This is a genomic window from Pseudomonas sp. L13 (genome assembly GCF_009935965.1).
Taxonomy (GTDB): domain Bacteria; phylum Pseudomonadota; class Gammaproteobacteria; order Pseudomonadales; family Pseudomonadaceae; genus Aquipseudomonas; species Aquipseudomonas lactis.
In genome coordinates this window covers 1-20860 of sequence record NZ_QODJ01000072.1, presented here as the reverse complement: position 1 = coordinate 20860, position 20860 = coordinate 1, and the positions used below count along the sequence as shown (strand labels likewise).

General features: G+C 59.0%; 19 protein-coding genes. 8 read left to right on the top strand and 11 right to left on the bottom strand.

Annotated features, from left to right (window positions below; translation table 11 throughout):
- Positions 1-4: 4 nt before the first annotated feature.
- The 5 genes from DK871_RS25180 to DK871_RS25160 all read right to left on the bottom strand — a co-directional run bounded on the left by DK871_RS25180 (position 5) and on the right by DK871_RS25160 (position 6600).
- The gene (locus DK871_RS25180) at positions 5-631 is read right to left on the bottom strand and encodes a response regulator transcription factor (protein ID WP_003190370.1); all 627 of its coding nucleotides are present in this window, start codon (positions 629-631) and stop codon (positions 5-7) included.
- A 288-nt stretch (positions 632-919) separates the two neighbouring features.
- Positions 920-1636: an MgtC/SapB family protein gene (locus tag DK871_RS25175; protein ID WP_161907041.1), complete on the bottom strand. Its 717-nt coding sequence runs from the start codon at positions 1634-1636 to the stop codon at positions 920-922.
- 208 nt (positions 1637-1844) lie between these two features.
- Positions 1845-4550 (bottom strand): magnesium-translocating P-type ATPase, encoded by a 2706-nt coding sequence (gene mgtA / locus DK871_RS25170; RefSeq protein ID WP_161907040.1) that lies wholly within the window; start codon positions 4548-4550, stop codon positions 1845-1847.
- A gap of 548 nt (positions 4551-5098) precedes the next feature.
- A complete protein-coding gene (locus tag DK871_RS25165; protein WP_161907039.1) occupies positions 5099-5443 on the bottom strand; it encodes an antibiotic biosynthesis monooxygenase in 345 nt (114 codons plus the stop codon).
- Positions 5440-6600 carry a cytochrome P450 gene (locus DK871_RS25160; RefSeq protein WP_161907038.1) on the bottom strand — a complete coding sequence of 387 codons (1161 nt, stop codon included), beginning with the start codon at positions 6598-6600 and terminating at the stop codon, positions 5440-5442. The genes DK871_RS25165 and DK871_RS25160 overlap by 4 nt, the downstream gene beginning before the upstream one ends.
- Positions 6601-6674: 74 nt before the next feature.
- On the opposite strand from DK871_RS25160, the gene DK871_RS25155 reads away from it, so the two are divergent.
- The gene (locus DK871_RS25155) at positions 6675-7412 is read left to right on the top strand and encodes a helix-turn-helix transcriptional regulator (protein WP_161907037.1); all 738 of its coding nucleotides are present in this window, start codon (positions 6675-6677) and stop codon (positions 7410-7412) included.
- A gap of 18 nt (positions 7413-7430) precedes the next feature.
- On the opposite strand, the gene DK871_RS25150 is transcribed toward DK871_RS25155, so the two are convergent.
- From DK871_RS25150 to DK871_RS25135, 4 genes are all read right to left on the bottom strand, one after another.
- Entirely contained in the window at positions 7431-8030 is a 600-nt protein-coding gene (locus tag DK871_RS25150) for a GNAT family N-acetyltransferase (protein WP_161907036.1), read from the bottom strand.
- A gap of 11 nt (positions 8031-8041) precedes the next feature.
- Positions 8042-8386: an FKBP-type peptidyl-prolyl cis-trans isomerase gene (locus tag DK871_RS25145; protein ID WP_003190363.1), complete on the bottom strand. Its 345-nt coding sequence runs from the start codon at positions 8384-8386 to the stop codon at positions 8042-8044.
- Positions 8387-8631: 245 nt separating this feature from the next.
- A complete protein-coding gene (locus DK871_RS25140) occupies positions 8632-9252 on the bottom strand; it encodes a lipoprotein (RefSeq protein WP_034127075.1) in 621 nt (206 codons plus the stop codon).
- Between the two features lie 79 nt (positions 9253-9331).
- Positions 9332-10300, bottom strand: a complete 969-nt coding sequence (locus tag DK871_RS25135; protein WP_019821429.1) for a hypothetical protein — start codon at positions 10298-10300, stop codon at positions 9332-9334.
- A 203-nt stretch (positions 10301-10503) separates the two neighbouring features.
- On the opposite strand from DK871_RS25135, the gene DK871_RS25130 reads away from it, so the two are divergent.
- Together DK871_RS25130 and DK871_RS25125 are read left to right on the top strand one after the other, a co-directional pair.
- The gene (locus tag DK871_RS25130) at positions 10504-12000 is read left to right on the top strand and encodes a PAS domain S-box protein (protein WP_014717983.1); all 1497 of its coding nucleotides are present in this window, start codon (positions 10504-10506) and stop codon (positions 11998-12000) included.
- Between the two features lie 102 nt (positions 12001-12102).
- A complete protein-coding gene (locus DK871_RS25125; RefSeq protein WP_003190355.1) occupies positions 12103-12375 on the top strand; it encodes a DUF1652 domain-containing protein in 273 nt (90 codons plus the stop codon).
- Here DK871_RS25125 and DK871_RS25120 read toward each other — a convergent pair.
- Both DK871_RS25120 and DK871_RS25115 read right to left on the bottom strand, forming a co-directional pair.
- On the bottom strand, positions 12338-13531 hold the full coding sequence (locus tag DK871_RS25120) for an MFS transporter (protein WP_161907035.1): 1194 nt from the start codon (positions 13529-13531) through the stop codon (positions 12338-12340). The genes DK871_RS25125 and DK871_RS25120 overlap by 38 nt on opposite strands.
- An 88-nt stretch (positions 13532-13619) precedes the next feature.
- A complete protein-coding gene (locus tag DK871_RS25115) occupies positions 13620-13928 on the bottom strand; it encodes an RcnB family protein (protein WP_161907034.1) in 309 nt (102 codons plus the stop codon).
- 217 nt (positions 13929-14145) lie between these two features.
- Between DK871_RS25115 and DK871_RS25110 the strand changes: the two genes are divergently transcribed.
- From DK871_RS25110 to DK871_RS25090, 5 genes are all read left to right on the top strand, one after another.
- The gene (locus tag DK871_RS25110) at positions 14146-14751 is read left to right on the top strand and encodes a LemA family protein (protein WP_161907033.1); all 606 of its coding nucleotides are present in this window, start codon (positions 14146-14148) and stop codon (positions 14749-14751) included.
- Positions 14752-14771: 20 nt separating this feature from the next.
- Positions 14772-16574 (top strand): M48 family metalloprotease, encoded by a 1803-nt coding sequence (locus DK871_RS25105; protein WP_161907032.1) that lies wholly within the window; start codon positions 14772-14774, stop codon positions 16572-16574.
- 44 nt (positions 16575-16618) lie between these two features.
- Complete coding sequence (locus DK871_RS25100; protein ID WP_161907031.1) at positions 16619-17176, top strand: helix-turn-helix domain-containing protein; 558 nt, start codon at positions 16619-16621, stop codon at positions 17174-17176.
- Positions 17177-17187: 11 nt separating this feature from the next.
- Positions 17188-18534: a glutamine synthetase family protein gene (locus DK871_RS25095; protein WP_161907030.1), complete on the top strand. Its 1347-nt coding sequence runs from the start codon at positions 17188-17190 to the stop codon at positions 18532-18534.
- A 179-nt stretch (positions 18535-18713) separates the two neighbouring features.
- A complete protein-coding gene (locus tag DK871_RS25090; RefSeq protein ID WP_161907029.1) occupies positions 18714-20573 on the top strand; it encodes a DUF3857 domain-containing transglutaminase family protein in 1860 nt (619 codons plus the stop codon).
- Positions 20574-20860: the final 287 nt, after the last annotated feature.

Below are 20860 nucleotides of genomic sequence, written 5' to 3'. Positions count from 1 at the left end.
CAGTTCAGATCAGATGGTTGCGCTGGGCAAACTTGGATAAGTGCACTACCGAGGACATGCGCAACTTCTCCTTGAGTCGAGTCTTGTAGGTACTGATGGTCTTGTGGCTCAGCAGCATTTGCTCGGCGATTTCCTTGTTGCCCAACCCTAGGGCGAGCATCTGCAGTACGGTGAGTTCGCGGTCAGACAAACATTCGATCATCTGCCGTTCTGTTTCTTGCAAATCGTCGCGCCGCACCGAACTGGTCGGCAAACTGGGGAAGCAGCTGTAGCCCGACATGATCGCCTTGATAGCCTTTTGCAGCTCATCCAGTTCGCCGGTCTTGGCGACGAACCCCATGGCGCCGGCGCGCATGCAGCGGGTGGAAAAGAACACCGCCAGGTAGGAAGTCAGCACTAGAATCTTGCACGGCAAGCCCAGCGCCTTGATGCGGCTGATGACCTCCAAACCGCCCAACTTGGGCATCGCCAGGTCGAGGATAATCAGCTCGGGACGTTGCTCCCTCGCCAATTGCATGGCATCTGCGCCATCCCCTGCCTGAAAAATTTCAACAAAACCCTCCAATTGCAGGAGGTGTTTGACCGTCGCCCGGATAAACGGATGGTCATCCACAATTAATGCTTTGCTCATAAAACTTCCCTATGTGGACAAAATACCCTTACACATCACACCGGACCTGGGTACCTGTGAGAAATGACAGTTCCGACGAGCGGCACTGCTTTCTCAGGACGGTAACCAGGCGGTGTCTGGCCCCTTCAATTAACTCAGCATAACTACGGACGCCGGACCTCAACGACCCAACAGCCGCAAGTGCCTAACCTTAGCAACGCAAAGATGTTTCAACTGAAGGGATAATCCGGACTAGATGTAGGATTTTTCCACAAGCAAGCTTAGCCAATCCTGGCTAACCCATAGGGGTCAGTCGGTGGTACTCGGACTCCAGAATGCCTGTACCACCAAGGTTGATGTTGAGAGGCGCACCACCAGTGCGTCCAGCTCGTCGCCATCTACCGACGTGGCGGCCAGGATGGCCTCGATCTCCACTTCGTCGCTGCCGAATGGCCGCACATCGACATCGCTGGCCGGGTAGTTGCAACGTGCCAGCTCGGCTTCGAGCAACGCCATCACCGCCTGCTGCTGACTGCGGCGCGCAATGACGTAAAGAATGTTGGTGACCTCTGCCGACACCACGTCCAAGGGTTGGCGGTTGATGTTATTGACGATCGGCCGCAGCAAGGTGTTGGCCGCCAGCACAAACAGCGTACCCAGCAAGGCCTCGAGGATCAGGTCGGCGCCAGCGCAGGCGCCCACCGCCGCCGAAGCCCAGAGGGTGGCGGCCGTGTTAAGACCGCGCACATTGCCTTCTTCGCGCATGATCACACCCGCCCCCAGGAAGCCGATGCCCGAGACCACGTAAGCGACCACACGCACCGCGCCTTCCGCACCGCCCAGGCGGTTAGCCATGTCGACAAAGATAGCCGCGCCTACCGCCACCAGCACATTGGTACGTAAGCCAGCGGTGCGCTGGCGATACTGACGTTCGAACCCGATCAGGCCACCGAGAATAAAAGCAGCACTGAGGCTGACCACGGTGTCGACCAGGGAGTTGAGGTTAATGTTGTTGATTGCCTGCATAAAAAAATCTCCATGAATGCAGATGCACATTGAAACAATGCCGGTCCCTGTAGGAGCGAGCTTGCTCGCGAAAAACGTCAACGATGACGCGTGCTTGCTGAAGGAACGCGGCGCCTGCGAGTTTTTCGCGAGCAAGCTCGCTCCTACAGAACCTTGACTGACGAGCATTACAGTAAGCCCGGCTCCCACAGGGTTTCGCGATGTTGTATTACTGCCAACCAAACCTGCGGATGTAGTAGCCTTTCACCGCTTGGGTCAGCCCCATGTACGCCAGCAAAATCACCGGCAGGAACACGAAGTACAGCGACGGCAGCGCCTGCAATTTGAAGTAATGCGCCAACGGCCCCATCGGCAGGAAAATCCCCACGGCCATGATCACGCCGGTCATCAACATCAACGGCAGCGCTGCACGGCTTTGCAGAAACGGGATTTTCGGGGTACGGATCATGTGCACGATCAGGGTCTGGGTCAGCAGCCCCACCACAAACCAGCCGGACTGGAACAGCGTCTGGTGGTCTGGCGTGTTGGCATCGAACACATACCACATGAGTGCGAACGTGGTGATGTCGAAGATCGAACTGATCGGCCCGAAAAACAGCATGAAGCGCCCCACCTCGCCTGGCTGCCAGCGTTGCGGCGTGGCAAGCATCTCGTCGTCGACGTTGTCGAACGGAATCGCGATCTGTGAGATGTCATACAGCAGGTTTTGCACCAGCAGGTGCATCGGCAGCATCGGCAAAAACGGGATAAAGGCACTGGCCACCAACACCGAGAACACGTTGCCGAAGTTGGAACTGGCGGTCATCTTGATGTACTTGAGCATGTTGGCAAAGGTGCGCCGGCCTTCCAGCACGCCCTCCTCCAGGATCATCAGGCTCTTCTCCAGCAGGATGATGTCGGCCGCTTCCTTGGCGATGTCCACCGCGCTGTCCACCGAGATACCGATATCCGCCGTGCGCAACGCCGGGGCATCGTTGATGCCATCGCCCATAAAGCCCACCACATGCCCGTTGGCCTTGAGCAGACGCACGATGCGTTCCTTGTGGCTGGGGGTGAGCTTGGCGAACACATTGGTAGTTTCCACGGCCAGGGCCAGCTCGGCATCGCTCATGGCCTCGATGTCGTTGCCCATCAGCAAGCCTTGTTGTTCCAGGCCCACTTCGCGGCAGATCTTCGCCGTGACCAGTTCGTTGTCGCCGGTCAGTACTTTCACCGCCACGCCGTGAGCCTTCAGGGCCTTGAGAGCCGGTGCGGTGCTTTCCTTGGGCGGGTCGAGAAACGCCACGTAGCCGATCAGCGTCAGGTTGTTCTCATCAGCCAGGGTGTAGGTGTCTCGTCCTGCCTGCATCGGCTGCGCCGCGACCGCCACCACCCGCAGCCCTTCTTCGTTAAAGGCTGCCGTCACCTGGCGAATGCGCGCCAGCAGTTCGTCGGTCAACACTTCATCGACGTCGCCATGGCGCACGCGGTTGCATACCGACAAAATTTCCTCCACCGCCCCCTTGCAGATCAACAGGTGCGGTTGGTGCTGCTCGGCCACCACCACCGACATGCGGCGGCGGTTGAAGTCGAAGGGAATCTCGTCAACCTTGTGGAACGCGGTGCCGACTTTCAGCTCGCGATGGATGTCCACATGCTCAAGCACGGCCACATCCAACAGGTTTTTCAAGCCGGTCTGGTAGTAGCTGTTGAGGTAGGCCATTTCCAGCACGTCGTCCGACTCCTGGCCCCACACGTCCACATGGCGCGCCAGGAAGATCTTGTCCTGTGTGAGCGTGCCGGTCTTGTCGGTGCACAGCACGTCCATGGCGCCGAAGTTCTGGATAGCGTCCAGGCGCTTGACGATCACCTTCTTGCGCGACAGAAACACCGCGCCCTTGGCCAGGGTTGAGGTGACGATCATGGGCAGCATTTCCGGGGTCAGGCCCACCGCAATCGACAGCGCAAACAGCAACGCCTCGGTCCAGTCGCCTTTGGTGAAGCCGTTGATGAACAGCACCAGCGGCGCCATCACGAACATAAAGCGAATCAGCAACCAACTGACCTTGTTGACCCCCTGCTGGAACGAGGTGGTCGCACGGTCCGTTGCCGTGACGCGTTGCGCCAAGGCACCAAAGTACGTGCTGTTGCCGGTGGCCAGGACCACCGCCGTGGCGGCGCCGGACACCACGTTGGTGCCCATGAACAGAATATTCTCCAGCTCCAGCGGGTTGCGCGTATGGGCGTCCTGCTGGTGGGCGAACTTCTCCACCGGCATGGATTCACCGGTCATCGCCGCCTGGCTGACAAACAAGTCCTTGGCGCTGAGCACGCGGCAGTCCGCGGGGATCATGTCGCCGGCCGACAACACAATCAGATCGCCTGGCACCAGTTGCTTGATCGGCAGTTCAATGCGCTTGGCAGCATCGCGGCGCAGCACCGTCGCGGTATTGCTCACCATGGCCTTCAAGGCATCGGCAGCCTTGTTGGACTTAGCCTCCTGCCAGAAGCGCAACAGGGTCGAGAGCACCACCATGGAGAAAATCACCGTGGCGGCCTTCATGTCTTCGGTCAGCCAGGAGATCACCGCCAACAGGGTCAGCAGCAGGTTGAAAGGGTTCTTGTAGCAATGCCACAGGTGCACCCACCACGGCAGCGGCTGCTCGTGCTCGACTTCATTGAGGCCGTATTGCACGCGCAGGGCGTCGGCCTCCTGAGTGTTCAGGCCCTCGGCGTGGCTGCCCAGTACACCCAGCAATTGCACGGTGCTGCGGTTGGCAGAAGCCACCAGTGTCTGCGCCAGGCTGGGCGGTACTTCGCGGCTGACGCTGGCGTCGGTCACGGTCTCGAGCATCGCCAGGCGGCGAAAATGCCGGGCGATATGCCGGGTCCGCAGGAAACCGGCGAAGAACTCTTTGAGCAAAGTGAGGTTCATGGTGTAACTCCTGCGCGAGGAAAAACCGTCGTGCAGGTACTGCCCGTCCACACCGCGCCCGTCGCACAGGCACAGCCGAACCTGGCCCGCCCGCCGTAACAGGCAGGCGCGTCCGTAGCATCCAGGCGTTACCCAGGTGCTGGTCAGCGTCGATGAGAGGGAATCAGGCAGGTGCCAGGACTGGCCAATGCCGGGATGCCGCTTCTCGCTTTGTGAGGCGAGACAACGGCATCTGGAAAATGCGCGTTACCTTGCCAAGAGGCCGGTTACCGAAACCGGCCGACGACTGTCACTCGAACAAGTACCCACTGAGGGTCTCCGCTATTGATGAAAACGCGCGAAGCTTACGCCCCGATGTTGCCAGAGTAAACCGTAGGAAAGTGCCTGCATGGCGAATAAGAAAATTCTTCAGGATGGGTTCAGGTAATCACTGTAGGAGCGAGCTTGCTCGCGAAAAACGCCAACGATAACGCGTGCTTGCTGAATGAACGCGGCGCCTGCGAGTTCTTCGCGAGCAAGCTCGCTCCTACAGAGGCGGTGTGCTGTTTTCACTCATGCGCCTGCCTGCTGTCGGTCGGCGCTTGAACACGATCCTCGAGACTGTAATCGCGCACTACCTGGGCAATGCGCAGGTGGTAGTCAGCGAAAACCTGCCGACGGCCTGTTGATTGAGCGGCTCGATGTAGCTCAAGGCTGCGCCACTGCTGGATGGCTTCCTCGTCACGCCAGAATGATAGGGAGAGCAGCTTTGCAGGTTCACTCAGGCTCTGGAAACGCTCAACTGAGATGAAGCCATCGATTTGAGCGAGCAAGGGCGTGAGTTCGGCAGCGAGGTCGAGATAACGCTGGTAGTGGTCCTTGTGTGGCCAGGCTTCAAAAATAACAGCGATCATTGTTGAGTCTCCTCATCACGGTAGAACCGCGGGATGCGGCCATTCAGGGAAGGCCAATAACCCCAGCGATAAGCACGGGCAGATAAGTCTGGCCGTCGATGCAAGAATGCCGAAATCACCTCTGAGGCAATAGCCAACGCCAAGGGCTGGCCTGGGCATTGATGCCTGCCTGCGCCGAAGCTGAAGGTTCGTCGTTGAGTTCGTTTGGGCAGGAAACTGTCGGGGTCTGGGTTGGCGCAGGGATCTCGGTTGGCAGCAGCAAGCAAGAGTAAAACGGTATCGCCCGCCTCTAGAACGCTGCCGCCAATCGTGCAGCGCTGTGCAACGAAGCGTCGCGTGTTTTGTACCGGTGAGTCATGGCGCGCCACCTCTGCCACCCACTCAGCGACGCGCATGGGCGTGGCGTGCATGCCGTCAAACAGGCCAGGGTGTCGTTGGAACGCTATGAGGGCGTTGCCGATCAGGCCGGCAGTGGCTTCGTAGGTCTGTGACAACAACCCGATCAGATTCGCTATCAACGCCTCATCGTCTTTCCAGGCTGAGGCTTGGTATTCGCCATAAAGACGGTTCAACACGCCACTACCCTTATCATCGTTGCTCAGCAGCACCTGGAACATTTGCCTCAGCCGAGCTGCCCCACAATGGGCTTCACTGAGTTGAGCTTCGTCGCTCAATGGCGATAGACAGGCGACAAAATCCCGTGTCAGTTGCGCGACTTCCTGCAACTGGCTGGGTGCGAAACCTATCAACGTCGCAATGACCGAAACCGGTAACCTGAACATCCACTCGTTCGGGTTACCGACCGGCTCATCCAATGTCTCGGCAACCCGCGCCACAATGCCTGCGAGATTTTCGCTTCCCAGCGAGCCCAAGGCGGATTCGATAACCATCCGGGGGCAGCGGTGTTGCACGCCCTCGTTCATACGCATCAAACGACCAAAGATATCGCCTGCCGCGCCTTGTGCAATGGCCGCTGGAATCGGCTCGTGCAGTGGGCGTACAAGGCAGTCGGGATGCTCCAGGATAGCCTCGACAACGCCGGCGCCACTGGCAATCCATAAACCAAGATCTGCATCAAAGACCAGTTCACTGTGTCGCCTGAGGCGTGCGTAATAATCGTAGGGGTCGGCATGGGTAGCGGCTTCAAACGGCGTCATTTTGGCAGTCCTTTTCGCAAAGAACGGCTACTATCGAACAACCGTCACACCGACAATTCGCTCAGGAACGAAATATGGATTCCCAAAGCAATGACACCGCCATTTCGCGTGTCGCCGGCGCGATTGCCGAACCTGCAAGGACGAAAATGCTGTGCTCGCTGATGGACGGCCACGCCCGCACCAGTACTGAACTGGCCGTCATCGCCGACGTCAGTGCTTCTACGGCAAGCGCACACTTGGCAAGGCTTAAAGAGGACGGCTTGGTAAAACTGCACACCCAGGGCAGGCACCGCTACTTCAGCCTGGCAGACGCTCACGTGGCCCAAGCAATTGAAGCCCTTATGGTGATCAGCCGAAACGCTCAGACCTCGTTTGTTTCGACGACCCCCAGTCGGTTGCAGCTAGCGCGAACCTGTTATGACCACATGGCGGGATCCTTGGCGGTACAACTGCACGACTATTTCCTCGACTCCGGCTGGCTGAGCATGTCGGACGCGAGTGACGGTACGTATCAGCTCAGCGTGGAGGGCGAAAAAGCGATGACAGGGCTCGGTGTCGACATAGCAACCGTAAGGGCACAGCGGCGTCGGTTCGCTTGCTCATGCCTGGACTGGAGCATGCGCCGCCCTCACCTCGCCGGCGCACTGGGGGCCGCTGTGCTACAGGCCGTCATCAGCCGCAAATGGGTTATCCAGGACCTTGATTGTCGGGCGCTGGCCGTGACGCCCAAGGGGAGAAAGGAGCTGTCGGACAGGTTTGGGATCAGGGTTGAAGAGCCAGAACTGAAGCGCTCAGGCAGCGCCTGCGCATGAGGCCAAACCCCCTTCATGCTACGGCGCGCCGGGCCGGTCCCGCTCAACCAACGCCAGGTAGCTGTCGATGGTTCCCTGGCCGACGGGCTTGACCTGTATCGACACCCTATTCACCTGCCGGCCCATCGTGATGCCCTCGCGGGTGCGCACCTGTACATAGCCAAGCCTGGGCCAAAAACGCTCGGCCCTGGTATTGCCCACCACCACCGTCAGCCGTAGCCACTGAGCGCCCTTTGCCACCGCCCACGCCTCAAGGTCGGTGTGCAAACGCTGCGCCAGCCCGCTGCCGTGCCAGCGCGTATGCACCAGCAGCAACCCAATGTGCCACACCCCGGCGGCGAGCAAATCCGCGGCGATATTCACCACGGCGACCAGGTGGCCCTGCGTATCGCGGTAACCCAGCCAGTACAGGCGGCTGCAATGCCAGCCAGCGGGCAATTGGCCGCTTAACTCTTCCCGGGCTTCGGTCGGGGTAGCCGGTTCGCCATTCACCTCGATGAAGTAAGCCGGCGCCTGTTCAAAAAACTGTTGCAGCTCAGCCTCATCGCAGCCAAGCAGCTCAACCACCCGAACGCCTTCGAGGGAGCTGCCAGGCAACACCTGTGGATCAACGTCCATGTTCAACCTCTTCAATCATCCCGCGTCAGCACTTCCAGCAATTCAATTTCGAAACGCAGGTTACTGTTCGGTTTGATATGCGCGCCCATCGAGCGCTCGCCATAGGCCAGGTGCGCGGGTACATACAACGTGCGCACGCCGCCAACCTGCATGCCCATCAAGCCCTGGTCCCACCCCTTGATCACGCGGCCAGTGCCGATCACGCACTGGAACGGTTTGCCCCGTTCCCAGGAGGAATCGAACACCGTGCCATCTTCCAGGGTGCCGGTGTATTGGGTGGTGATCAGCGCGCCCTTGACCACGGCCTTGCCGTCGCCCAGGCGGATGTCGGTGACCTGCAGTTCATCGTTGCTCATGGGGTTCTCATTGAGGGGTGACGGGCTGGGGTTTTCCCAGAATCGGATGGGTTTGGCAAGTGCAGGGGAATGGCCAGCGTGATGGTGGACTGCTCGCTGGAATGCATCCAGCCGCGTTAACGCAATCCAATGTGGGAGCTGGCTTGCCTGCGATAGCTGTGTGTCAGTCAATATTTATCAACTGACCCACCGCTATCGCAGGCAAGCCAGCTCCCACAATTGGATTTGCGTGCATCCAAAAGCCTCTACAACCAATGCCAGAACCGGCTCCAGAACCCGCGCCCCAACTCATCCTTGCACCCGGCATATTGGCGCGCATACATCTGCGAACGCGCTTGCACCTTGCTTGCCACCGGTGGCAGCCAGGCTTTGCTGGCGTAGGTGCGCTGGCGGTAGCCGCCCCAGCCTTCGTGGTAGTTCAGGTACTGACCATAGGCGTCGTACTTGTAGACGCCGTTGATGGTGTAGGTCTTGTCCATGTACCAGCCGATAAAGTCGATGGCGTCGTCGAAGTCTTCGCGATCAGCGCCGCTGCGGCCGGTGGCTTTGCGGTAGTCGTTCCATACTTCATCCTTGGCCTGGGCATAGCCGGAAGCGGTGGAGACGCGGCCCCAGGGGATGATCCACAGCAGGTATTTACGCGGGGTCTTGGCGTCGTGGCGAAAGCCCGACTCCTGATACATGATGGCGAATGGCACCTGGATCGGCACGCCCCAGCGCTTTTGCGTGACCTTGGCGGCGTCGTACCAATCATCTTTTTCGCGAAAGATGCCGCACAGGTCGTTAGGCGTGCGTGGCGGCGAGGTGCCGCACGCCGCCAACAGAGAAGTGAGTAATAACAGTCCGACGGCTTTGCCTGCGCTCAAGGGGGCACCTTTGTGGGATAAGGGTAAAATGCCAGCATTTTACCCCTTCACACAGGCGGCGTCCTTGCCGTAGACAGTTTTAAGCCAATGGCACGCGACGGGTAGTCAGCGCGATACGACCGATAAAGAAGCTCAAGGCTGCGCCCAACAGCAGCATGGCCAAGGTGCTCCAGGCCGCGCGGGACAGTTGCTTGGCAGCGACTTCACCGGCTTCACGGGCTTTTTGTTCAGCCTGTTTTTTCAGCTCATCGACCTTTTGCATGGCTTGCTGATAAGCCTGGGCATAGTTATCGACGATCTGGGTAGCTTCTTCTTTGCTCTTGCCAGTGCGGGCCGCGACGATGTTGACCAGCGCTTCTTTATCCGCCGCATTCAGTGCTGGCTCGCCGGACGCTTTCACACGTTCGAACCATTGCTTGAGCTCATCACCGGCCTGGGCAGGATTGGTCGCTGCATCGGTAGCCGACTGCTTGCCATCGGCCGCTGCCTGATCGGCTTTTTGCTCAACATTGGCAGGGTCCAGCTCAGCCTTGCCGCTCTGCTTGAGCAAGGTATCCAGTTGGCCTTGCAGGCTGTTCCAATCCAGCTCGATGCCCTGCTCGTTCAACTGCTGTTTGATGCTATTGCCAATCCCCGGCGCGGCGGCAGCAATGCCACTGCCGGCTGCGGACAGACCTTTGCCCACGACGTTGCCGGCGGTACCGACCACGCTGGAAGCCAGGCCCGCCAGCAGCCAAGTGGTGAGCAAAGTGGTCAGGGTCCAGGTCAGCACCCCGTGCAGACCGCCGCGATCCGGCGCCGTGCGGCCGGCCACGAACGCGCCCAACGCGATGGCGACCAGTGTCGATACAAACAGCCAGATGCCCGCACCCGTACCAAAACCGCTTAACGGGTTACCCGCTTCCATCGGGTCAACAGCACTGGCGCCAATGGCGGTGCCCAACACACTCAAGACCAGGTAGGTGACCAGTGCGATTGCACTACCGGCCAATACCGAGCTCCACGACACACGAAACAGCGATCGATTGGTTTCATAGACAGTGGTCATACAAAGGTCCTTTTAAAATTTGGGAGCAAGGCAATGCGCCTTGTTGGGTGTGAGTGTGGCGAAACGACATACGTTCAGTCCTGGCCCATATGCACCAGGCGCCCTGGTGCATTCGCACTGCCCCGCGGGCAATTACTCTGCACTATCCTGAAGCCGGGATGTCGTAACCCAATGTGCCTTGCCCTGCCCTAATCGGAGACGTTATGACCCAGGATGTTCTCGCCAAAGAAACCAACCGCCGCCAACTGCAAACCATCATCTCCGGGCTGTCCGACGGTGTGATTCTGGCCGAGGTCGACCAGACCATTCTCTGGGCCAATGAAGCGGCGTTGACCATGCATGGGGTCAGCGAGGTCAAGGAACTGGGCGCCAATACCGAGGCGTACGCCAAGCGCTTTGCCCTGCGCTATCGCAACAACCACCCCTTGCCACTGGACAGCTACCCCCTCAGCCGCGTGGCTGCCGGTGAAGAGTTCAGCGATGTGGTGGTGGAAGTCACACCCGCCGACGACGAACACCGCAGTTGGGTGCACCGCCTGCGCAGCCTGGTGCTGACCGATGCCCAGGGTGAGCCAGAGTTGCTGGTGCTGATCCTCAGCGACGCCACCGAATGGGCCAGCGCCGAGCAACGCTTCGAGAAAACCTTCAACGCCAACCCGGCCCCCGCCGTGATCTGCCGCCTCAGCGACTTGCGCTACATCAAGGTCAACCAGGGTTTTCTGGAGATGACCGGCTACAACCGCGACCAGGTCATCGGCAAATCCGTGTATGAACTGGACGTGCTGGAACAGGCCGAACGCAAGGACCTGGCGATCCAGCGCCTGGGCGAAGGCGCGACCATCCCGCAGATGCAGGCCGAACTGAGACTGCCCGAAGGCGGCAGCAAACTGGTGATCGTCGCCGGCCAACCCTTGGACATGAACGAGGAAGACTGCATGCTGTTTTCCTTCACCGACCTGGAGCCACGGCGCAAAGCCGAAATCGCCCTGCGCCAGAGCGAAGAACGCTTCGCCAAATCCTTTCGCCTGACACCCGTGCCGACCCTGGTGTGCAGTGCCGACAACCGCCAGGTGGTGGACATCAACGAAGCCTTCATGAGCATCACCGGCTACATCAGCGAGGAACTGATCGGCAAATCCATCGAAGACATCAACTTCATCGACAGCCCCCAGGCCGGCGCGCAGCTGTTCGCCACCCTGGAAAAAGCCGGCAACCTTGAAGGCCAGGACCTCAAGGTGCGCAAGAAAGGTAACGAGGTGATCGACTGCGTGGTGTCTGCCGACACCGTGATTATTCAGGACGTGCCCTGCTACCTGATGGTGCTGATGAACATCACCGAACGCAAACGCTCGGAACTGGAACTGGTGGCGGCCATTGAGGAAGTCATGCAGGACGCGTCCTGGTTCAGCCAGACCCTGATCGAGAAGCTGGCCAACGCCAAGAGCGTCAACAGCCCCAACCTGCCGAATGTCTCGTTCACCGACCTCACCGCCCGCGAGCGCGATGTATTGGGCCTGATCTGCGAGGGCCTGGCGGACAAAGAGATTGCCTCGCGCCTGAAACTGGCGCCCAACACCGTGCGTAACCATGTGGCCACGGTGTATTCCAAGCTGGGGGTGCACAGCCGTAGTGCAGCGATCGTCTGGGCCCGTGAACGCGGGCTGTTTGCCGGTGATTTGCGCCTGAAAAACAAACCCTGACCGTGCAAATGCACTAGTGCGTCTAGTGCGAATTCGCCTTATTGAGCGGCGGTGCAAGCAATAACCTTCAAGGGATCGTATTTATGCCTAGAAGGAACCCGCATGTTTACCCTCTCTCAACTGCGCAACTGCATCGAAGAAGGCCTGTCACCGCTGACGTGCGAATTCACCCTGTGCCGGGATGCGTCCTTGACCCTCAAGGTCTACGACGCCGAGACTGGCCGCGTCGACCTGGTGGTGACCGGCATCAGCACCAACCGCCTGCAGACCCCGCAGGAAGTGGCGAAAATGGTGGATGAATTGCGCTACGAGCTGCAAAGCAACAACGTCGGCAAGCTCACGCTGGATGATCTGCCTTTATCGCCGCTCCCATGAAATAAAACACCCCGCCGGCGACGATAAACGCCCCCAGCATGTAGAACATGTAATGGGCCGGCAGGCTGGCCAACACCAGCCCACACAACACGGGCCCCAGCGCGGCGCCGAGGTTGGACAGGTTTTGCGCCCCGTAATACATGCCCCGCAGGTGGTCCGGGGCAATTCGGTCGATAAACATGTACTCGGCCGGGAACACGATGATCTCTCCGACGGTAAACACCGCCATCGCCAGCACCCAGCCCAACACGCTGGTGGACAGCCCGAAGCCGATCAACCCCAGCATGAACATGCTCAAGCCAGCGATCAGCCACTGGCTCAGGTAACGGTGCGAGATGCGCCGGCCAATCAAGTACTGCAAGGCAATCACTAGCACGGCGTTGGTGGTCAGCACTGCGCTGATCACGGTGTAGGTGTATTCGGCGGTCGTGGTGGTCACCAGGTACTGCGACAGGTAGGCCGTGAACTGGCCAAACACCACCGCACTGAGCAAACCGCCGAGGGTGAAGCACACCAGGCGACGGTCCTGCAGCAAAACGCGGGCGACGGCGAGGAACGGCACCGGCTTTTGCGTGGTGTCCACCGTGGCCAAGTTACGGTCACCCCAGCGCCCGTACAGCAGAAAAAACCCCAGCCCCAACAGCGCCGACAGAATAAACGGCAGGCTGATATCCAGCTTGGCCACCATCGCGCCAAAGAACGGCCCTACGGCATAGCCGATATTGGTGAGGGTGTACTTGATAGAAAATACTTCGCTGCGCGCGTCTTCGGGCAGCAGGCTGGCGAAGCCGGCTTTCACCGCAATATCAATGACGGCGTAGGCCAGGTTAATCAGGATCAGGCAGCCATAGAACGCCCAGATATTCTGCGCCAGCACCGTGCCGACAAACCCCAGCACAAACACCAGGCTCAAGCCGAGCAACAGGCGATAGCTATTGATGCGGTCGACCAGGAAACCGCCGTAGACACTCAGTAGCGAGCCGACGATCAGCGAACTGCCGATCACCAGGCCGACCTGGGTAATGTCCAGGGCGAAATGGCTGGTGAGGTAGATCACGAGATAAGGAAACGTGATGGCTTTGGCCAGCGTCAGCAGCAACGTGGCGCAGAGCAACAGGTTCACGGTGCGGGGGTAGTTTCTGATGGTGGCAAGCATCCTGCTCTCATTCTTCAAAGGTAACGCGACCATTGCGATCGGTTACCTTAACGCAAGAAACATGAAACGAGCAGGTGCCCCGGCGGGATTATTTCTTGACTGGCGTAATCTCAAGGATGGTGCCGTTGGTGGTCTTGAGCAGGACGTACTTGTCGCCTACGCGCGCCCAATGGCTTTCTTCTTCGGGCTGTTTGAGGCCGCGCTTTTTCCAATCGCTGATGGCCGACTCCTTGCGCATCAGGATATCCGGCGCGCGGTCGCCCTCTTTCAAGTCGCGAGCGTTGATGTTTGAAGGTTGCACTGTTTCCTGAGGGGTATCGCCGGCCTGCACTACAGCGCTGACGGTGGAAAAGCTGGCAGCGACCAACAAGCAAGCGGCTAAGGTTTTCGACTTCATGGGTGCTCCTTCAAATTAGAGTGCGTACCCAGTTCGGACCGCGGCGGCGTAAAATCATTCAGCCTGCTGCCATTGCGCCAATCCCACTCTTAAGTTGCTGTGATCAATGACCCTGTCCAACCCGTCTGATCGGCACGTTTAACAGCTGGATACGGAATTCCAAATGGCCATTATCCGCTATGATCGCGCCCTCACTTTTCACAGATAAGGAAATCCAATGTTCGGCAGCGTTTTCTGGGTCATTTTCATTGGCACTCTCAGTGTGATCGTGCTCTACCTTATCGGCCTCTATAACACGCTGGTAAGTTTGCGAAATCGCTTCAAGAACGCGTTCAGCCAGATCGAGGTGCAACTCAAGCGGCGCCATGACCTGATCCCTAATCTAGTGGAAACGGCCAAGGCTTACATGACTCATGAGCGCGGAACACTGGTGGCCGTCACCGAAGCACGCAATGTGGCGGCTGCCTGCCTCAAACTCGCGGCGACAGAACCTGGCAGTGCACACTCCATCGCGCAGCTGGGCAGGAATGAGAGTCGGCTCAACACGGCCATGGATAACCTGAACGTTTCGCTGGAGGATTATCCGGACCTGTATGCATCGGAAACAATGATGCAACTGAGCGATGAAATGACCAATACCGAAAACCGCATCGCGTATGCCCGTCAATTTTTCAATGATGCGGTGATGGAATACAACATTTTCCGCCAGAAATTTCCGACGATCCTGATAGCCGAGGCTTTTGGGCATGGCACGGACGCGACGTTGCTGGAGTTTGATGATATCGAACAGATTCAAACCGTCCCGACCGCATCCTTCACCTGATTTGTGCCACGGATGGCTGCATGAACTTTTTTGAACATCAGGATCGGGCTCGGCGTAATGCGGGGTACCGCATATTGCTGACCACAATAATATTGCTGACCCCAGCGGTATTGGTGAGCCTGTTTTTGACAACCATTGGAGTAGCCGGATCATATGCGCTCCTGATCGCCTGTCTGGTGATACTTAGCTTTATTGCGCTATGTTGCTGGTATCAGACGCGCAAGCTCAGGGGCGGGGGTAGCCCAATTGCTGAAAAACTCGGTGGGACTTTGATTAGCCTGGATCCCCATGAGGATGATCGTTGGTTACTGGATATTGTCGAGGAAATGGCCATCGCTTCGGGCAGCCCGGTACCCAGGATCTACATCCTGAATGTCCGCGGCATCAATGCCTTCGCGGCGGGGCGCACACCGCAGGATTCAGTCATTGGTGTGACCTACGGTGCTCTAGCCATCCTCAATCGTGAAGAAATTCAAGCAATCGTCGCCCATTTGCTCTGCAAGATTCATAACAATGACATGCGCGACGATGCACGAATGACAGGGATATATATTGCGATCGCTTGCCTCTCGTTATTATCCGGATATCTGCTTCCCTTCGGGCTCGGCTGGGCTTATCTAGTCTTTCTGGGCATGTCTCGTGTGCTGCGCCAGCGCAAGTATCTAGCCGACGCCGCCGCTGCCCAGTTCACGCGTAACCCGCAAAGCGTGGCAAGCGCGCTGACGAAAATCGGTGGATATGAGTACGGCTCATTGATTGGCTGTAAAGAGACTGAAGAGTTTCTTCAGATGTTTTTTGCGGCGCCATACGAAGACCTGGGAAAGCGTCTGGTCTCCCCTCACCCACCTCTGGAAAAACGTATTCGGCGTCTTGATCTCGAATGGGACGGCGAGTACCCGGATGTTCCTCCGCTGGAATCCCTGATGGACGACGATGAACAGGCCGAAGAGAATCGTCGTCGTTGGGAGGTACTTGGTGCCGTGTCCATCGCTGCAAGTGGGCTGAACAGCACGACAGAGGAGCCTGCGCAGCTGTATCAGACTCAGGCGACCCTGAACATGATCCCCTATGAGGTCTGGTCGGTAGCTGACGATCCTGCCGGGGCACAGGCCCTGATCTACAGCATGCTGATCTGCGCCCAGCCGGATCTGCGCACGTTGCAACTCAAACTGCTACAGAAAGTCCCCAACCCGCAAGTCGTCCACTTCCTGCAGGCATTGGAAGAACCTTTACGTGGGCTGGACCGCTATCTGCGCTTGCCGTTGTTCGATCTGTGCGTTCCGGCGCTCAAACAATTGCCAACCGACCAATACAAGGTATTCACCAACACTATGAGGAGCCTGGTGGCCGTCGATTCCCGCGCCCTATTTGTGGGATGGGCGTTGGTTAATTTACTCGACGCACAAGTACTGCCGAAGCCAAAAATCAAAAGCCTGTACACACTGGAACAACAGGAGGGCAACGTGACGTTGCTGCTAGGCATACTCGCCCTCACAGGGCAAAGAAGCCAGGCACAGATCGAGTTGGCCTATTACCGCGCCTGTGATGTATTGCCCTTTTATACGGCGCCAATGAAGGAGCTAAAAAACGGTGCAAGCCTGGATGCACTCGACAAACCGTTGAAAGGACTGCAACAGCTCCAACCGGAGGATAAAGAGATCCTGATGGAGGCTGTCGCCGTCTGCATCGAAAACGACGGCCATATCACCCCCGAAGAAATCGAGTTGGCACGTGGGATCGCAGCCATCCTTGATTGCCCAATGCCTGAAGGGCTGGAAACACCATCAATTGAGGGCGATGGCGCGCCCCCATTGCCCGCATGAAATAATTCCTGTAACTTTTCATGAAATTATTCGAATTAAATTTCATGAGCCAGCAACAAGAACTCGCCACCCTTGCAACCCTGATCCACGACCTGCGCAAGCACAAGAAACTCACCCTCGCCCAACTCGCGCAAAAGATCGAGCGCTCGGTGGGTTTTCTCTCTCAAGTGGAACGTGGGTTGTCGCAACCCACCGTGGCCGACCTGACCGCCATCAGCCATGCCCTTGACGTGCCCACCACGTATTTCTACAGCCTGCCCAAACCCAAGGCGGTGGAATGGGTGACCCGCCCCAACGAGCGGCGCACGGTGTATTACGCCAATGGCATCACCGACATCCTGGTGTCGCCGAGTATGAACGGCGCGTTTTCGATGCTCGACAGCCTGTTGGCCCCCGGTGCCAACAGCGGCGAACAGACTATGAGCGACCGCGCCGAACAGGCAGGTTTTGTGCTGGAGGGCGAGCTGACGCTGTGGGTTGAGGGTGAGCCAGATGCGGTCACCCTCTACGAAGGCGACAGTTTCCACCTCGCCAGTTTCGCCCACTGCCGTTATGCCAACCTCACCGACCTGCCCGCCCGCGTCCTGTGGGTTTACAACTAGGAGCTGCACCCGTGAAAAGCCAATCCTCCACGTTGCTGGCCGAAGTACGCAGCTTTCGCCAGAACCATCCCGACGTGCGCTATGTGGACCTGATCGCCCTGGATATTCCCGGGCATTTCTATGGCAAGCGCTACCCGGTGGAGATGCTTGAGAAAGTCGCCGCTGGCAGCCCGCTGAAGCTGCCGCAGAATGCGGTATTGCTGGGGGCTCAGGGTGGGCTGTTCAAGATTGGCGACTACTGCTTCAACGATGGCGACCCGGACGCCAACCGCCGATTGGTGCCGGGCACGCTCAAACCGGTGACCTGGGAGTCGCAGCCATTGGGGCAAATGCTCATCACCTCGGACGGCACCGAAGCACCCATCGAATTCGAACCCCGCGAAGTCCTGGCCAAGGTGCTCGAACGCTTGCAGCACCAGGGCATTCACCCAGTGGTGGCGTTTGAGCTGGAGTTCTACCTGTTCGATAAACAGTTGGAAAACGGCCTGCCGCAATTTGCCCGCGACCCGCTCAGCGGGGATGTCGACGACCAGCCCAACCTGCATATCGAACGGCTGTCGCGTTTCAGCGACGTGCTCGACGACATGGCGCAAACCGCCAAGGACCAAGGCATCGACATCACGGTGATCACCGCCGAAATCGGCCCCGGCCAGTTCGAGATCAACTTCGGCCACTGCGACGACGGCCTGCGCGCCGCCGACTGGGCCGCCCTGTTCTGCCGCAGCACCCGTGGCGTGGCGCTCAAGCAGGGTTACCGTGCCAGCTTCATGGCCAAGCCCTACCTGCAATTTCCCGGCAGCGGCATGCATGTGCATGTCAGCCTTTACGACGCAGCGGGCAATAACCTGCTCGCGGCCCATCAGCAGCAGCCATTGCGCCACGCCGTGGCCGGTTGCCTGGAGTTGCTGCCGCACTGCATGCCAATCTTCTCGCCCAACCACAATGCCTTCCGCCGCCTGGGCGGCACGGTCAACGCTGCGACGCGGGCGAGTTGGGGCTTTGAAGACCGCGATGCTTGTGTGCGCATCCCGGAGTCCGACCCGCGCAACCTGCGGATCGAGCACCGCCTGGCCAGCGCCGATGCCAACCCTTACCTGGTGCTGGCGGCAATCCTGGTGGGCCTGGAGCACGGGCTTGAGGCCAAGCGTGAACCCATCGCGCCGCTGAACGAAGACCGCAACAGCGGCACCGATTTCCCGGTGGAAATGCTCGACGCCGTGCGTGCCATGCAGCAGCAACCGGTACTGCGCGACAAGCTGGGCGCGGAATTTGTCGACGTGTATTGCGAGAACAAACGTCAGGATCACTTGGCTTTCCAGCAAGAAATTCATGCCCGCGAATATCGCTGGTTTCTCTAAGCACGCGCCGCGCCGGCGGTATAAAAACCTTGACACAAATCAACAGAAGGCTCTAGAACGGGCCTTTCAGACTTAAAAATTGTCGAACAATCCTGGTTTTTGCCGTTGAGATCCATTATCATCCGGCGCCTTCTCGCTACCCGCCGGGTAGCTGTTTCAATGTGTCACCCGAGGCGCCCATGTACCGTTTTTCGTTTCACCGCCCTTTGATTGCTATCAGTCTGGGGCTGGTTTCCCATTCCGTCAGCGCTGCACTGCAACCCCTAGCCGAAGCCCCACTGGCCAACGACACCGAATTGCACTGCCACTTCAACCGCGACGCCAGCACCGACTGCACCACCACCTACCGCTACACGATCCTCAAACCCAACGGCCGCGAAATGCTCTCGCGCATCGATTTCGATTACTCCGAAGGCGATACCTTTGAAGTGATCAGCGCCCAGTCCACCCAGCCTGGCGCCAAGCCGGTCGCCCTCGCCGCCACGCAAATCGATACCCGCAGCGCGCCCAACCCGGACCAGGGTTTCAGCCGCGATAAGCAAACCTCCCTGGCCTTCCCCAACCTGCGAGTGGGCACAAAGATCCGCTACACCGTACGCCACCACTATCCGGCAAAACCGCTGATGAGCCAGTTCCATTACGTGCTCAAGTTCGGCCCCGGTGCGGCCCGCCGTGATCGTTTCAAGGCGCGCTTTACCGCCGAACGCCCGCTCCAGTGGCGTAGTGAAATGTTCGACGCCTTCAACGTGACCCCTTCGAGCAACGGCAAAACCCTGGACGTGGCGCTTAAAGCGCCGATCTACCTCAACTACATCAATGAATCCTCCGCCGCCGCGCTGCTGCGCGTCCCACGCCTGGAAGTGGGCAGCGCGGTGGACCGCCAGGCGTACTTCGGTGATTTCGCCCAGCGTTACAACCAGATCCTCGGCGCCACCCTGCCGGCGCAAGCCGCCACCGCGGTGGCCGCCGCACGCAGCCTGGCGCCGGCTGAGCAAGTGGCCGCGCTGATGCAGCACATCAATGATCACTACCGCTACCTGGGCGACTGGCGCGCCAGCGAGCGTGGTTATGTGCCGTTCAGCCTGGCGGAAATCGAGCAGCACGGCTACGGCGACTGCAAGGACCTGGCGACGCTGCTGACGGCCATGCTCAAGGCCAGCGGCATCAAGGCAGAGACCGCGTGGGTCAGCCGTGGCGACGTGGTCGATGCCCTGCTGATTCCTGGCACACAGGCGCCGAACCACGCCATCGTGCGTGCCGAAGTGAATGGCCAGGTGTGGTGGCTTGACCCGACCAACCCGGTCTTCGCCCCTGGCCAGACCATGCCCGACATCCAGGACCGCTGGGTGTTGGTCAACGACGCCCAGGGCCAGGTGCGCGAAGAACATATCCCACTGGAGCGCCCCGAAGTCTCGATACGCCTGGATAAACAGGTGCAATATGGCAAAGAGGGAGATGGCGCGGTGAAGGCGACTATCACTTTCAGCCGCCTGCCGCTGATGCAACTGAGCGTCGCCGACCGCCAGCAAGGCACCACCGCCACCGACCAGAACATCTGCGCCAACTTCGGCAACGACATCAGCGACTGCCAGATCACCCGCGAACCGACCCGCTTTGTGGTGCATGACGGCTACAGCGTCACCGCCCGCATGAACGATCAGCGCGCCCTGGAAAAACTGGCCAATGACTATGTCTACACCGACCCGTCCTTGAAAGACCGCTGGGAAGGTTACGTCAACTATCGTCGCCAGGGACAACAGGCCGACCTCTACCTGGGCAACCCCGAAACCTATGACTACACCTATACCCTGGCAGGCGGGAAGATGGAAAAAGCCATTGCTGGCTGCAAGGTACGCTCGCCCTGGTACGACCTCGACCTGGACGGCAAACTGGAAGACGGCTCACTGCGCTATCACTATCGCCTGAGCCAGAAGAAGCGTTGGTTGACCCATGCCGAAGTCACCAGCGATGCGTTCGGCAAGATGATTGAAGACGCTCGGGCCTGTGCCGAGCAGGTGCATCAGGTGGTGAGGCTCTAGACCATCCCTGACACAACACCGTCTAAATGTGGGAGCTGGCTTGCCTGCGATGACGGCGGGTCAGCTTGCACATGAGTGGCTGATACATCGCCATCGCAGCATAGGTATCTACACAACCTTGGAGGTTGTTGCAGCCAACGGTAACCACGATGCGAAGCGAGCCGCTCTTGCTCTTGATCTGCTTTTGATCTTGATCTTAAGCGCCCCGTCAAACCACGCTGGCCGGAATTCGACAGGGATTTGGGGGCTAAACCGGCAGGGATGCCGGTTTAGCCGCCCCGCGCCAT